The following is a 14069-nucleotide window of genomic DNA, read 5'->3' on the forward strand; positions in this document are numbered from 1 at the left end:
TCCTCTCAGGCACTGCCAGCCGCCAATGCCATCACGGCTTCTTCGCCCATCGTTCCGGCCCCGACCTCGCCCACCATCCGGCGCGACCGCATCACCACGATCCGGTCGGCCAGCCGCAAAAGCTCCGGCAGGTCGGATGAAAAGACGGCGACCGCATGGCCCGCTTCGGCCTCGGCGCGCACGACCTCGTGGACCTCGGCCTTGGCCCCCACATCGACGCCCCGCGTCGGTTCGTTCATCACGATGACTTTGGGCGCATTGGCCAGACAGGCGGAAACCATGACCTTTTGCTGGTTGCCGCCCGACAATTGCTGCGGCGTGTCCCCGATACCCGACACGCGGATCGCGAACTGGCGCACGCTGTCATGGGCCAGATCCTCGACCGCCCGCCCGTCGACCATGCCGCGGCGCGACAAGCGGTCCAGCACGGGGGCCGCGACGTTGTCGGCAATCGACCGTTCCATATAGAGACCGGCTTCCTTCCGGTTCGCGGGCAGATACGACATGCCCGCCCGCATCAGGGTGGTGGGCGACGGATGGGCAACACGCTCTCCGAACAGCCGCATCTCGCCCTGTCCTGCCGGAATGAGCCCGAACATGGCCTCGCTCAACTCCTCGGCACCGGACCCTTCCAGCCCGAAGACCCCGACGATCTCGCCTTCATGAAGCGACAGCGACACGGCGTCGAACGCGCCATCCTGTCCGAGACCGGACAGCTCCAGCGCAACCGCCCCGCGCGTGCCGCCGTGGCCCCGACGTTCGTTGCCCAGCTCGCGGCCCACCATCCGCGCGATCAGCGCGTCCTCATCGAGGTTCCGGTTCACCAGCGTCTCGACGAATTTCCCGTCGCGCAGAACCGTGATGTGGTCGGCAATGTCGAGCACCTCCTGCAACCGGTGAGAAACGTACAGAATGCTCTGCCCCGTCGCCCGAAGCTGCTTGATAAGGTCCAGAAGCACCTCGGCCTCGCGGTTGTTCAGACCCGATGTCGGCTCGTCGAGGATCAACACCCCTGGCTCGCGCTCGACGGCGCGCAGGATCTCGACGATCTGCTGCTGCCCCGGCGTGAGCTGCGACACGATTTCCCGCGTGTCCACGTTCAGCCCGAACAGCGCCAGCAACTCGGCAGCACGGGCGTGCATTTTCTTGAAGTCGATGCGCCCGCCCTTGCGCGGCATGTCCCCCGCAAAGATGTTTTCGGCCACCGACATGTTCTCGAACACGGTGAGTTCCTGATGGACCATCTCGATGTCACCGACCGCCCGCTCGGCCGCATCCACGACCTTGCCGCGCAGCGACACCTGCCCAACGTCAGGGGTCAACTCGCCCTTGATGATCTTCAGCGTCGTGGACTTGCCCGCGCCGTTCTCGCCAAGGATCGCGTGAACCTCACCCGGTGCGACGCGAAAGCTGACGTCGCTCAACGCCTGCACCGCGCCATAGCTCTTGCTGATGCCGGATACGTCTAGAATAGGGGCTTCCATCGGCCGCACTCCCGTTCGTCAAATTCGGAGAAAAGTGACGGGGCGGGCCGCTCGGGCCCGCCGCCGCCGATGCGCACTCAGTTCAGTTCAGGAAGACTGTCACGCATGAAGTGTTCGATGTTGTCGCCATCGATAACCTCGGTGCCCATGTACATGACCGAGGGGAACGGCGTCACACCGGCCTCGGAGTTGTTGGCCGAGATCGGAACATCTGCCAGACCGACGGAGGTGTCGTTGTAAGCCTCCAGCATCTGCACGGCCATATAGGCCTGAAGCGCGGTCTTGTTCACGATGGTCGCGTCGATGGCGCCGTATTCGATGCACTCAAGCACCGGATCTTCGCGGTCGTGCACGATGACGGTGAGCGGTTCGATATCGATATCAAGCTCTTCCGCCGCCAGACAGATGCCCGTGCCCGACGAACTGTCGAGCCCGACAACAGCGGTGATGTCCGGATAGGTGTTGAACATGGTCTTGGCCGCGTCGATGGCGGTCGAGGTCGTCGCCTTGTCGTCGATCCGGCCCGCAAGCTCCCAGTCGGAGTTGGCGTCGAGGTAATCGACGAGACCCTGGAACTTGGCGTCTGTGTTCGACGCACCCCAGTTGCCCGAAGCCACGTAGCTGCCGGAATTGCCGCCCCGTTCGATCAGCTCTTTCGCGGTATCCACTCCGGCTTCGTAGTTGTCGAGACCGATGAAGGTCAGCGCACCGTTATCCGGTGTCGCGGCTTCGATCACGATGACTGGAATACCCTGCTCCATTGCCCGCTTGATGCCCGGAACCGCACCCGGCTCCCACAGGGTGGTGATGATGCCGTCGGGCTCACGCGCGATGGCCTGTTCGACCGCTTCGGCACCCGCGACCGGATCCCAGCCCTGCGGCCCGATCGGCTCGACCGTCACACCGAACTTGCCCTCGGCATAGGACATGCCCAGAAGGCTATCGAGCAGGTAGGGGTGGCCCTGAAGCTGCGATGCGTAGATGTAGGTGCGCGCCTCGCCATCCTGCGCCATCAGCGGCGCCGCAGCCACGGACGCAAGCAGTGTGCCAGCCACGAGTGTACGAGTTTTATTGAGATATTTCATAGATTTAACCTCCCATAAACTGACGACCTCCTGCCCTCCGCAACCCAAAGTGGTCGCGGTCCTCCGGTGCCGGAAATCATCTCGTGGAGCCGACCGTAGCAACGCGAATCGCTCCCGTCTAGAAATTTCTTTTCTTGTCTTTTACTTTTTGTGAATGTTATTTTCACAGCAGTTTCGCGGGCAGTCGGCTAAGACAGGTTTCCAGACCGGTCGATCCGCCCGCCGCCACAAGGAGGTGTGGCGACGACCAGCGAAACCGCTTCGGGGAATCCCGAAGGACGATGGGAGGACAAGGGCCGATGGCCGGACAGATAACGATTCTCGAGCACATCCGCGCGGTGCACGGAAACCTGAAGCCGACGCTTCAGACCGTGGCCGATGCCGTTCTCGCGAACCCCGACAAGGTGCGCCGCATGAACCTGCGGCAACTGGCGACCCACTCCGGCGTTTCTGAGGCCTCAATCAGCCGCTTCGTGCGCGGCATCGGGCTTGAGAACTACCGCGACTTCGTGCTGCGGCTGGCCGAAACCAGCCCCGGCGATCCCTCCGAAGGACAGCCCGCGATGCCGCAGGGCGTCTATGACAACATCGGACGCACCGACACCGCCGAAACCATCCTGTCCAAGATCGCACACCGCCAGATCGACGTGGCCCGCTCCGGCCTCGCCACGCTCGACCCCGACGCTCTGGAACGAGCGGCGCGGATGATCGTGAACGCCGGACCGGTCCTGTTCCTCGCTGCCGGTTCCTCTTGTCTCGCTGCCGAAAGCGGCGTGGTACGCTTCGGGCGCATGGGCATCCCCGCGATGTTCCATCAGGACCGGAACAACCAGACCATTCTGGCCGCCTCACTGCCCAAGGATGCGCTTGTCATCGCGATCAGCGATTCAGGCCGCACCGCGCAGACGGTCGAGGCGACACAGGCCGCCCGCAACAGCGGGCTTCCGGCCATCGCCATCACCTCCTACCCTGAATCGCCGCTGGCGAAGCTGGCCGATCTCACGCTCGCTACCCCCTCGGCTTACGAACCCGCAGGCGGCGAGCCGCTCTATGAAAGCATGGTCGCCAAATACGGCCAGCTTCTCGCCGTGGACGCACTTTATTCGCTGACCGCCGTGCTCGATTACGACCGCGCGCTCGACCACCTCAGCCGTGGCGACCCCCACATCAAGACGAGCAGAAGGATCGCACATGACGATGACCGGCGCTAAGCACTTCGCCCCACTTCCCGACCCCGAACCGATAACCGGTGCCACCAACCTGCACTGGCCCTATCAGGGCGAGACACTAGACGATCTTCTGGCGGCCACGCCGCAGGTCGCCCCCATCCCCGATCCCGCACCGGATGAGGTGGTGGTCCGTGTCGAAGCCGCCTCGATCTGCTCCTCGGACATCAAGGTCATCCGCATGGGCGAGCGTCATCCGCTTTTCGTCGCGACCGGTGCGACACCCGCGAAAACCGTGCTGGGCCACGAAGTCTGCCTGCGCGTCGTCGCTTCCGGTGCCGACATGTCCGCGACCTATCCCGCGGGGCTGCGTCTCGGCCTGCAACCTGCCATGAAGATCGACGGCAAACGCGCGATCATTGGCATGGATCTCCCCGGCGGTTTCGCGCAATACATCACGCTCGACACGCGCGCGCTCGATCCGGCGGCGCCTTACGTGTTCGAGGTGCCCGAGACCCTGACAGCCGCCGAAATCGCCTTGTTAGAACCTTATGGCTGCGTCGAACGCGCATGGCGCCCGAACGTGCGGCAGGATTTGGACCCGACCGGAAGCGCTCTGATCGTCGCCGGTCCGAACGCCGGTGATTTCCACGCCAGCCGCCCGCTTGACTGGGCGGGTGGCGTGACCTGTGTGGGTGAGGTGCCGGACGGCCTCCTCGCCACCCCTGCCCCATCCTCGGTCGCGCTTGGCGATCTCGGCGACACCACCTTTGACGACATCATCGCATTGGGCGATCTGGACGCCGAGACGCTCACGGACCTTGCCGCACGTCTCGCCACGGGCGGAATGCTGCTTCAGGCCCGCCAAACGGCCGGCGAAACGCCGTCCCGCATCGATCCGGCCCGCGTCCACTACAACGCGCTCGCTTTCACCGGCACGGACCAAACCGACGTGCTCACCGCGCTCGACCCCGACCGCCAGCGCTTCGATCTGCGCGCGGGTGGCACCGCACTGGTCTATGGCGCGGGCGGCGCGATGGGGCGCATCCACGTCCACCGGCTGCTCCAGATGCACGATGGCCCCAAGGTGGTCATCGCCACCTCGCGCAAAGGCAAACGCCTCGACGACCTGCGCGCCGATTTCGCGCCGCTCGCACAGGCGAACGGCCGCACCCTGATCGTGATCGAGGACGGCGCACTGGAAACCGCCGCCGCTGAGCACGCACCCGACGGGTTCGACGACATCACCGTCGTCGCCCCCCTCGCCCAAGCCGTCGAACGCGCGGCGGATCTTCTAGCCCCCGACGGGCTTTTGTCGGTCTTCGCGGGCATGCCCTATGGCGAAACCATCGCACTCGACCTCGCGTCCATCGCGACAAGCGGCCTGCGCCTCACCGGCTCGACCGGCTGCACCACCGGCGACATGCAGGACGTGCTGCGCCGCGTCACGACGGGCGAGCTTTCGCTCCTCGACAATCTCAAGGCGACCGTGGGCCTCACCGCCCTGCCCGATGCGCTGCGCGCCGTCACCGACGGGGCCGTGTCGGGCAAGATCGTCGTCTATCCACACGCGCCGGACCGTCCGCTCACGCCGCTCACCGGCCCGCTGACGGTATCCGACGAAGCCCCGCTGCGCGGCTGACAAGACCTAGGGAGGAAACCCCATGAAAGACCATGTCATCGGTATCGACATCGGCACCACCGGCACCAAGACCGGCATATACGACACGAACGGCACGCTGGTGGCGGATGCCTTCGAGGAAAGCATCCTGACCTACCCCGGACCCGGGCAGGTCGAACAGGATCCCGACGAAATTCTGGGCAGCGTGCGCCGCACGATCAACTCCGCCATGGCCTCCTCCGGCCTCGCGCCCGACCGCATCGCCTGTGTCGCGCTCGACGGGCAGATGGCGGGCATCATGGCGATCGACCGCGACTGGTCGCCGGTCACGCATTACGACAGCTGGCTCGACACCCGTTGCGCGCCTTATCTCGACGAGCTGCGCCCGCATGAAACCGATATCATCAAGACCTGCGGCATGGGGCTTGCCTTCAACCACGCGCCGAAAATCCTGTACTGGCGCGACCGGCCCGAGGTCTGGGACCGCATTCACGCCTTTATCCAGCCCGCCGCCTATTGCGCAGGGCGGCTCGGCGGGCTGACGGGCGACGACGCCTTCATGGACCGAACCTATATCGTGTTTTCCGGCTTCGGCTCCGGCGAGAGCTTCACTTGGAACGAAGAGCTTCTGTCGCGTTTCGACCTGACCAACGAGAAGCTGCCCAAGATCGTCGAACCGTGGGACATCATCGGCCATGTGACCGAGGACGAGGCGGCGCTTTGCGGCCTCGCCGATGGCACGCCCATCGCGGCGGGCTGCGGTGACCAGTCGGCCAACGTGCTTGGCGCGGGTCTCGTGGACCCCGGCGTGGTGTTCGATGTGTCCGGCACCGCTTCGGTGTTCTCGACCGTGATCGACAACTTCGGCACTGATACGGCCTATCGCTGCCTCATGACCTGTCCCCACGTGGTGCCTGGCCTGTGGTTCCCCATGGCCTATGTCGCCGGCGGCGGGCTGAACCTCAGATGGTTCCGCGACCATGTCTCGCCGCTCGAAAAGGCAGCTTGGGAAGCGGACGGCCACGACCCGTACGACGCTCTCGCCCGCGAAGCCGAGGAAATCGAACCCGGGTCCGAGAAGCTTCTGTTCCTGCCGCACCTGTCCGGCCGCAACACCCCGAACGATCCGACCATGCGCGGCGCGTTTCTGGGCCTCACGTGGCGGCATGGCAAAGCGCATATGGTCCGTGCCATGATGGAGAGCATCGCTTACGAATACGGTGTCTACATGCGCGCCGTGCGCGAGCTCGCGCCGGATTACAACCCCAAATTCGCGCTGAACATCGGCGGCGGCGCCCGAAGCGAACTGTTCCGGCAGATCAAGGCGGACGTTCTCGGCATCAACTACAGCCGCTTGCCCCGCGAGGAATTCGGCACTTTGGGCGCAGCACTGGTCGCAGGCCACGCCGCCGGCCTTTTCCCCGACATCGCCGCCTCGGCGCGGTCGTTCTCGGAATTGTCGACGGACAGCACCAAGGCACGGCCCGACGTTACGGCACGCTACACGCCTTACCTCGACACTTACCTCGACGCGATGGGCACCCTGTCCCCCTTCTTCTCCCGCATGGACGCGGCGCTCTGACGCCCTGCCCATCCCCCCCGAGCATACGTTCGGGGGGGATGCACGTGCCGACGGGCGTCGACGAGAGCACCGCCCTTAGCCGCGAGATCACCGTGAATCGCCCCGAACACGGGAACGCGCTCATGTTATTGATGTCGTCATCGTTCAAACTACCAAGACGTAAAGATCCCGTGCAACAAGCATCCTGATGATACAGGCGGCAATGCGGCTAATGACGCTCTAGAACCAAAGCCCAAGCACCCGCGCACCTACCACCCGAAGAGCAGCGGCAGATAGGCGATCAGTAGGTAAACCACGATCAGTACGATCAGGTATGGCACCACGGCGCGCGCGATCCGTTCGACTGGTTGGTCCGTCACCGACGAGGCCACGAACAGGTTGATCGCAACCGGTGGCGTCACCATCCCGATGGCCAGACCGACGACGATGATGATCCCGAAATGCACCGTATCGATGCCAAGCTGCGCCGCCAGAGGCAGCAGCATCGGCGTCAGGATGATAAGCGCGCTCGCGGTTTCCAGAAAAATGCCGGTCACGAGGATCAGGACCATCACCACCAGAAGCAGCACGAAGATGCTGTCCGACAGCGACAGCGCGAAGGTCGCGATGGCGTTGGGCACCTGCCAGCTTGCCAGCGCCCAGCTCAGAACCGAGGACGCGGCGATCACGAACAGGATCACCGCCGTCGTGACCCCGGCCCGCAGGATGATCTGATAAAGCCCCTTCAGCGTGAGATCGCGGTAGATGAAAAGCGAAACGAGCACGGCATAGTTCACCGCGACGACCGCCGCTTCGCTTGGCGTGAAGACGCCCGAAAAGATGCCGCCCAGAATGATGACCGGAGCCATCAGCCCCCAGCTGGCCGACAGGAACGTGCGCGCGATGGTTCTGACCGACAACGCCGTGCCGCTGGGATAGGCCCGGCGATAGCCCTGAATGACCGCGATGATCATCAGACCCAGCCCCATGGCGATCCCCGGCACGAAGCCCGCCAAGAACAGGCTCTTCACCGATTCCTGTGCGATCACCGCGTAGATGATCATCGGAACCGAAGGCGGGATCACCACCCCGATGGTGCCCGCCGCCGCGATCAGCGAGGCGGCCGAGGCCGGGTCATAGCCCTTGCGCTTGAGTTCGGGGACGAGGCTCGCCCCCACCGCCGCCGTCGTGGCCGCGCCCGACCCGGAAATCGCGGCGAAGAAAACCCCGGCTAGGACCGAGACAACCGAAAGCCCGCCCTTGATGAAGCCGAGCATCGCATCGGCAAAGGCGATCAGGCGTTTGGAGATCTCACCCTGCGCCAGAATGTCTCCGGCCAGCACGAACATCGGCACGGCGACAAGCGCGAAACTGTTGATGCCCGCGAACATCTGTTGCGGCACCACCATCAAGGGCACGTTACCCGCATTCAGCGCGGCCATGGTCGAGGCACCGATCACGAAGGCGATCGGAAGCCCCATCAAGAGAAACAGAACGAAAAGCAGCCCAAGCACGAGTGTCATGGCGCGTCCTCCGGCGCCCGGTCATCGCGCATCGGCGCGCCCGCGATCAGCCGCACGAGGTCGATCACCGACAGCACCGCCATCAACGCCCCTGCCACGGGCATCACGAGATAGATGTAATTCATCGGAATGCGCAGCGACGGCGACCTCTGGAAACTTTGCAGGTTCATATAGGTCCAGCCGATCCACGTCAGCGTCGCAAGAAACGCCAAGGCGACGAGGATACCCGCGCCGGTCACGATCCGGCGCAGGGTGTGGGGCAGCGAGTCGCGTAGCAATTGCACCGCGATATGCCGCCCCTGTTGATAGGCGAGAGACGCGCCGAGAAAGGTGATCCAGATCAGAAGGAATCGCGCCACCTCCTCGGTCCAGGAGACCGAGGTGAAGAACACGCGCGACACGATCTGAAGCGTGATGACGGCGGTCAAAGCGACCATCCCCGCCACCACGACTGGGCCCAGCACCGCACCCAGGATGCGGTCCAACCGGTTCAGCGCGCCCAGCATCTTACTTTAGCGCATCCTGAATGCGCGGCAGGTAATCACCGAAACGCTCGCCGTATTTCTCATAGACCGGAGCCACCGCTTCCGAGAACGCGGACAGGTCTGCATCGTCGATAACTTCCATGCCCGAGGCGCGCAGCTCTGCCAGTTGCTCGGCTTCGAGATCGGCGTTCAGCTGACGCTCGTACTCAGCAGCTTCCTGTGCGGCATCGGCGATGATCTCTTGCGCTTCTTCAGACAGACCGCTCCAGACCGGCAGGCTCATCACGATGATCGCCGGCGCATAGGTGTGGCGCGTCATGGTCATGTTGGTCTGGGTTTCGTTCAGCTTGAACGAATGCACGACGCCGACCGGGTTTTCCTGCCCGTCAATGGTGCCCTGCTGCATTGCGGTCAGCGCTTCGGTCCAAGCCATCGGAATAGCGTCGGCGCCAAGCTCGCGGAAGGTGTCGATGTAAACGGGGTTTTCCATGACCCGCACCTTCAGCCCTTCAATATCCGCAGGCGTGTTGATCGCGCGGTCCGAGTTGGTGAGGTTGCGGAACCCGCGCTCGGCATAGGCCAGACCCTTCAGGTTCACTTCCGACAGACGGTCGAGAAGCTCCTGACCGATTTCACCGTCGAGCACCTCATAGGCTTTCTCGGCCGAGGGGAACAGGAACGGCATTTCGAACACGGCGATGTCTTCGAGGAAGTTCGACACCGGACCGTTTGTGATCACACCCATGTCGATGGTGCCGATCTGCATCCCCTCAAGCAGCGTGCGCTCGTCGCCCAGCGTGGCGTTCGGGAAAATCTCGACGTTGATCTGACCGTCGGAACGCTCCGAGACCAGTTCCTGAAACTTGGTCGCGGCGGCGTGGAACCCGTCCTGTTCGTTCACAACATGCGCAAGGCGCAGGTTGGTTTCTTCGATCTGCGCGAACGCGGGGCCGCTGATCGCGATGGCAGTAAAGGCACTCGCGAGCAGAGCGAGTTTTCCGGTAATTTTCATGGTGGACTCCCAGAATTGGTAACACGTTACGAAAAATCGTGACGGGGTTCCCTATCGCGAATGAACGCCGTTTTCTATCCGGGTCGTGAAATAATTTTTCGGCAACGGATTAACCTGTTTCGTATATTTATCAGGGAAGGTTTTCCTTGAAGTATATATCCAGCTTCAGTGGCTCGGGCGGTACCTCCGGTTCGGCCAAGGTCCGGATCGCTCGGTCGATCAGCACGTCGGGATCCTGATCGAACACCGCATCCATCGTCCCGTCCAACAGCGCGCGGCGGGTGTCGGGCGTCAGCCCGTGACCCACGAACACCACGTCCTCGCGCCCCAGTTCGCGCAGGGCCCGCGTGATCCCGCCCGACGATCCACCGACATTATAGATGCCGACCAGCTCTGGCTCCTGTTCGACCAGCGCAAGCGTATGGCGGTAATTCTCGCCCGCGTCGTCATGTCCCTCGCGCAGCCCGACCAGCCGCAGGCCGGGAAACATCTCGTCGATCACGCTCAGGAACCCCGCCTCGCGTTCACTGTGGGCGCGGTAGTTGCGACTGCCCGCGACCAGCGCCACCGCGCCCTCGCCTCGCCCGGCAAGCCGCCCGACCAACAGCCCCCCGGTGCGCCCGACCGCGTGGTTGTCCAACCCGACATGCGCCACCCCTGCCCGCTCTCCAAGGTTCGACACGATGGTGACCAGCCGCGTGCCCTGCGCCGCGACCTCGGCGGCGGCGGCCCGCACCTCGGGATGCTCGATCGCGAAAAAGGCGATGCCATCGGCCCAGCCCGCGTTCTTGCGCAGCGCTTCGGCCAGTGCGCCCGCATCGAAGCTGTCGATGAAAAAGCACCTCAGGAACGGATCGGTCGCCCCCGACCGTCCGACCCGCGCGCGCAACCGGTCGCCCAGAAGCCGCAGATAGGGATTGGTGCCGGACGGCAGCAGAACGGTCACATTCATCGGGCGCGCCGCCCCGATATGCACGGCTTCGTCATCGCCCAGATAGCCAACGGCCCGCGCCGCCTCCAGCACCCGTTGCCGGGTGCGCTCAGCGACGCCCTTGCGCCGGTTGATGACACGGTCCACCGTCGCCATCGACACGCCTGCGCGAGCGGCAATATCCATCAAAAGCGGTCTGTTCCCACTATCAGGCATGATGCAACCCCTCAAAACCCATCATTTCAATTCTCTGGACCAATCATGCTCCAAATCCCTACCATCCGTCAAAGCCGCCGTGTTTTGGGAGGGATCGCGTCGGTTTCGGAAAGCCATCCCTCAAAACACGTCATTAACTCTGGGAGGAGAGAGATGAAAAATTCGTTCAATCTGAACCGCCGCTCGGTGCTTGCCCTTGGCGGCGCGGCCCTTGCCGCCCCCTTGGTCGCCCGTCCCGCGCTGGCCCAAACCACGCTGCGCTACGGTCACAACAACGAAGTCGCCTCGGTCGCCGGGGCTCAGGCCGACTGGTTCGCCGAAGCGCTCGGCCAAACTTCGGGCGGCGACCTCGACGTGCAGGTGTTCCCGAACTCGCAGCTCGGCAAGCTTCAGGAACTCGCCGAAGCCGTCTCGCTCGGGACCATTGCCTTTTCGCACAACACCGCCGGCGCGCTCGGCTCACTCTACCAACCCTTCGCGGCCCTCGACACGCCCTATCTCTATCGCGACATCGACCACCTGATGGCCGTGACCGACGTGGAAAGCCCGGTGATGCAGGAACTGAACGCGGGCCTGATCGACGCCGCCAACGTGCGCGTGATCTATGCCCACTACTTCGGTCGCCGGAACCTGACCTGTAGCAAGGCGGTCATGGGACCGGCCGACCTCGAAGGCACCAAGATCCGCGCCGTGCCCTTCCCGATCTACACCACCGCCGTCGAAGGCATGGGCGCTGTCGCGGTGCCGGTCGACTGGTCCGAAGTGCCCACCGCGCTGGCCACCGGCGTCGTGCAGGGTCAGGAAAACCCCGTCAACGTGGTGCTGAACGTGAAGCTCTACGAAGTGCAAAGCCACCTCATGCTCACCGGCCATATGTCGAACGCCGAAGTGGTCGTGATGAACGAAGACGTCTGGCAGGGCATGTCGGCCACCGAACAGGACGCCGTGCGCGAAGCCGCCAGCCAGACCCGCGAGAAAGCGACCAACGCCATTCTCGACAACGAAGCCGGCGAAACCCAGCAGCTTCGCGACCTCGGCATGACCGTGATCGGCGAAGAGGACGGCCTCGACATCGCGGGCTTCCGCGACGGCGTCTCCAAACTGGTCGACGAGCGTTTCGGCGCCGAATACGGCGAGCTCTACAGCAAGATCGCGGCCATCGGTTGATGCCGCGGGAGGTATCCTCCCTTCGCGCCGCTCTCGGGCGGGTCGCGGGGTTCGGGGTGGGGCTTGGCCTCACCCTGCTCGCCCTCATGGCGAGCCTCGTGGTCTTGCAGGTGGCGGCGCGGAATTTCTTCGACATGGGGCTGCCGTGGGCCGACGAACTGGCACGGTTTTCCGGCATCGGTCTGGTGTTCCTGTCCGTGCCTGCGCTCGCCGGGCGACAAGTTCTGGTCTCGGTGACGCTCTTGCCCGACCTCTTGGGCAAGCGCCCCGCGCGCTGGCTCGCCCTTCTGGCCGACATCGCCACGCTGGCCTTCGGTGTGCTCCTGTTGTGGAGCTTCGCCGAATTCCTGCCCCGCGCCGGTAAATTCCTGACCCCGGCCATGCGGGTGCCAAACTGGTTCTACTACTCGCTCGCCCTGACGGGATCGCTGTTCCTAACGCTGGTCGCAGCCGAGCGCATCATCGCGACCCTGCGCGGCAAATCCCCCTCGGCCCCCTACGGCGCGACCTCGGACCAAGAGGCGCTGGAGACCACATGACCGCCCTGCTCTTGACCCTCTTCGTCGTCCTGCTCGTCGCGGGCGCGCCCATCGCGGTCTGCCTCGGCCTGTCCTCGGCGGTGGTGATCGTGACACAGGGGTTGCCAATCTCGGTGCTCGCGCAACGCAGCCTGAACGCGCTAGACAGTTCGCCCCTTCTTGCCGTGCCGCTCTTTATCTTCGCCGCTTCGCTTCTGAACGCGACCGGCGTGACCACACATCTCTTCGACCTCGTGCGCATGGTGCTGGGCCGCATCCGTGGCGCGGTGGCCCAGGTCTCGATCCTCGTGTCGCTGATCTTTTCGGGCGTCTCGGGTGCGGCGCTCGCCGACATCGGCGCTCTGGGTAAAATCCAGATCGACCAGATGACACGGCAGGGCTACCGCCCTGAGTTCGCCTCCGGCCTGACTGTCGCCGCCGCCACCATCGGCCCGATCTTTCCGCCCTCTATCCCAATCATCATCTACGCCAGCGTCGCCAATGTCTCGGCGGTGCAACTGCTGCTCGCAGGCATCGTCCCTGCCCTGCTTCTGACCGCCTTTCTGATGATCCAGGTCGCCATCGTCGCCCGCGCCAAATCTCTGCCCCGCGACGACATCGCGGCCCGCCCGGCGGACGTGGCCAAGAAAGCGATCATTTCCTTTCCGGCCCTCCTCGCCCCCGTGCTTCTGATCGGCGGGCTGATGTCGGGTTATTTCGGCCCCACCGAGGTCGCGGGCGTCACCGTCGCATACGCCACGCTGATCGGCATTTTCATCTACCGCAGCCTGTCGCTTCGGGGGTTTATCACCGCGCTCCGCGAAACCACCACCGCCACGGCCAACATCCTGTTCGTGGTGGCGACTGCGGCGCTCTTTGCTTGGGTTCTGACGCTCGATCAGGTGCCGATGAAAGTCTCGGGGCTCTTGCTCGGCCTCTCCGAAAACCCGCTGGTGCTGCTTCTTTTGGTGAACATCCTGTTGCTGGTCGTCGGCATGATCCTCGAATCCATCGCCGCGATCCTGATCATCGCCCCCATCGTCGCGCCCGCACTGACGATGGCCGGGGTCGATCCTCTGCAACTCGGGATCGTCTTTGTCCTGAACCTGATGATCGGACTTCTGACCCCGCCCGTGGGCATGTCGCTCTACATGATCACCATCATAACGAAGATGCCCATCACCCGCGTGATCGCAGGCGTGATGCCCTTTTTCCTTCCGCTTATTCTGAGCCTGCTTGTCGTCACCGCCGTTCCGGCGCTGTCCACATGGCTCCCCACCACCCTGATGAAATGAGGCGC

12 protein-coding genes are annotated in these 14069 nt (G+C 64.1%); 6 read left to right on the top strand and 6 right to left on the bottom strand.

Annotated elements, in window-relative coordinates; all coding sequences use genetic code 11:
• Positions 1 to 5: 5 nt before the first annotated feature.
• A complete protein-coding gene (locus AC13C8_RS09710; protein ID WP_482847172.1) occupies positions 6 to 1484 on the bottom strand; it encodes a sugar ABC transporter ATP-binding protein in 1479 nt (492 codons plus the stop codon).
• Positions 1485 to 1561: 77 nt separating this feature from the next.
• Complete coding sequence (locus tag AC13C8_RS09715) at positions 1562 to 2569, bottom strand: substrate-binding domain-containing protein (protein WP_482847173.1); 1008 nt, start codon at positions 2567 to 2569, stop codon at positions 1562 to 1564.
• Between the two features lie 299 nt (positions 2570 to 2868).
• Here AC13C8_RS09715 and AC13C8_RS09720 point away from each other — a divergent pair, with 299 nt between their 5' ends.
• The 3 genes from AC13C8_RS09720 to AC13C8_RS09730 are packed head-to-tail and all read left to right on the top strand — an operon-like array spanning position 2869 to position 6938.
• Positions 2869 to 3780, top strand: coding sequence for a MurR/RpiR family transcriptional regulator (locus AC13C8_RS09720; protein WP_482847174.1), 912 nt, complete (start codon positions 2869 to 2871; stop codon positions 3778 to 3780).
• Positions 3761 to 5377, top strand: coding sequence for an alcohol dehydrogenase catalytic domain-containing protein (locus AC13C8_RS09725; RefSeq protein ID WP_482847175.1), 1617 nt, complete (start codon positions 3761 to 3763; stop codon positions 5375 to 5377). The genes AC13C8_RS09720 and AC13C8_RS09725 overlap by 20 nt, the downstream gene beginning before the upstream one ends.
• A gap of 22 nt (positions 5378 to 5399) precedes the next feature.
• Positions 5400 to 6938: an FGGY-family carbohydrate kinase gene (locus tag AC13C8_RS09730; RefSeq protein ID WP_482847176.1), complete on the top strand. Its 1539-nt coding sequence runs from the start codon at positions 5400 to 5402 to the stop codon at positions 6936 to 6938.
• Between the two features lie 248 nt (positions 6939 to 7186).
• On the opposite strand, the gene AC13C8_RS09735 is transcribed toward AC13C8_RS09730, so the two are convergent.
• The 4 genes from AC13C8_RS09735 to AC13C8_RS09750 form a co-directional block, all read right to left on the bottom strand.
• Positions 7187 to 8440, bottom strand: coding sequence for a TRAP transporter large permease (locus AC13C8_RS09735; RefSeq protein WP_482847177.1), 1254 nt, complete (start codon positions 8438 to 8440; stop codon positions 7187 to 7189).
• Positions 8437 to 8946, bottom strand: coding sequence for a TRAP transporter small permease (locus tag AC13C8_RS09740; RefSeq protein ID WP_482847178.1), 510 nt, complete (start codon positions 8944 to 8946; stop codon positions 8437 to 8439). Before AC13C8_RS09740 ends, AC13C8_RS09735 begins: the two co-directional genes overlap by 4 nt.
• Position 8947: 1 nt before the next feature.
• A complete protein-coding gene (locus AC13C8_RS09745) occupies positions 8948 to 9937 on the bottom strand; it encodes a TRAP transporter substrate-binding protein (protein WP_482847179.1) in 990 nt (329 codons plus the stop codon).
• 130 nt (positions 9938 to 10067) lie between these two features.
• Complete coding sequence (locus tag AC13C8_RS09750) at positions 10068 to 11084, bottom strand: LacI family DNA-binding transcriptional regulator (RefSeq protein ID WP_482847180.1); 1017 nt, start codon at positions 11082 to 11084, stop codon at positions 10068 to 10070.
• Positions 11085 to 11237: 153 nt separating this feature from the next.
• Here AC13C8_RS09750 and AC13C8_RS09755 point away from each other — a divergent pair, with 153 nt between their 5' ends.
• From AC13C8_RS09755 to AC13C8_RS09765, 3 genes are all read left to right on the top strand, one after another.
• Positions 11238 to 12251 (top strand): TRAP transporter substrate-binding protein, encoded by a 1014-nt coding sequence (locus AC13C8_RS09755; protein ID WP_482847181.1) that lies wholly within the window; start codon positions 11238 to 11240, stop codon positions 12249 to 12251.
• Between the two features lie 86 nt (positions 12252 to 12337).
• Entirely contained in the window at positions 12338 to 12790 is a 453-nt protein-coding gene (locus AC13C8_RS09760) for a TRAP transporter small permease (RefSeq protein WP_482847182.1), read from the top strand.
• Positions 12787 to 14064, top strand: a complete 1278-nt coding sequence (locus AC13C8_RS09765) for a TRAP transporter large permease (protein ID WP_482847183.1) — start codon at positions 12787 to 12789, stop codon at positions 14062 to 14064. The genes AC13C8_RS09760 and AC13C8_RS09765 overlap by 4 nt, the downstream gene beginning before the upstream one ends.
• Positions 14065 to 14069: the final 5 nt, after the last annotated feature.

This window comes from Aliiroseovarius sp. B-4 (genome assembly GCF_056857795.1).

Excerpts from the sequence above, each read along its gene's own strand:
- AC13C8_RS09710 (WP_482847172.1), bottom strand. The coding sequence starts at position 1,484 with ATGGAAGCCCCTATTCTAGACGTATCCGGCATCAGCAAGAGCTATGGC.
- AC13C8_RS09715 (WP_482847173.1), bottom strand. The coding sequence starts at position 2,569 with ATGAAATATCTCAATAAAACTCGTACACTCGTGGCTGGCACACTGCTT.
- AC13C8_RS09720 (WP_482847174.1), top strand. The coding sequence starts at position 2,869 with ATGGCCGGACAGATAACGATTCTCGAGCACATCCGCGCGGTGCACGGA.
- AC13C8_RS09725 (WP_482847175.1), top strand. The coding sequence starts at position 3,761 with ATGACGATGACCGGCGCTAAGCACTTCGCCCCACTTCCCGACCCCGAA.
- AC13C8_RS09730 (WP_482847176.1), top strand. The coding sequence starts at position 5,400 with ATGAAAGACCATGTCATCGGTATCGACATCGGCACCACCGGCACCAAG.
- AC13C8_RS09735 (WP_482847177.1), bottom strand. The coding sequence starts at position 8,440 with ATGACACTCGTGCTTGGGCTGCTTTTCGTTCTGTTTCTCTTGATGGGG.
- AC13C8_RS09740 (WP_482847178.1), bottom strand. The coding sequence starts at position 8,946 with ATGCTGGGCGCGCTGAACCGGTTGGACCGCATCCTGGGTGCGGTGCTG.
- AC13C8_RS09745 (WP_482847179.1), bottom strand. The coding sequence starts at position 9,937 with ATGAAAATTACCGGAAAACTCGCTCTGCTCGCGAGTGCCTTTACTGCC.
- AC13C8_RS09750 (WP_482847180.1), bottom strand. The coding sequence starts at position 11,084 with ATGCCTGATAGTGGGAACAGACCGCTTTTGATGGATATTGCCGCTCGC.
- AC13C8_RS09755 (WP_482847181.1), top strand. The coding sequence starts at position 11,238 with ATGAAAAATTCGTTCAATCTGAACCGCCGCTCGGTGCTTGCCCTTGGC.
- AC13C8_RS09760 (WP_482847182.1), top strand. The coding sequence starts at position 12,338 with ATGGCGAGCCTCGTGGTCTTGCAGGTGGCGGCGCGGAATTTCTTCGAC.
- AC13C8_RS09765 (WP_482847183.1), top strand. The coding sequence starts at position 12,787 with ATGACCGCCCTGCTCTTGACCCTCTTCGTCGTCCTGCTCGTCGCGGGC.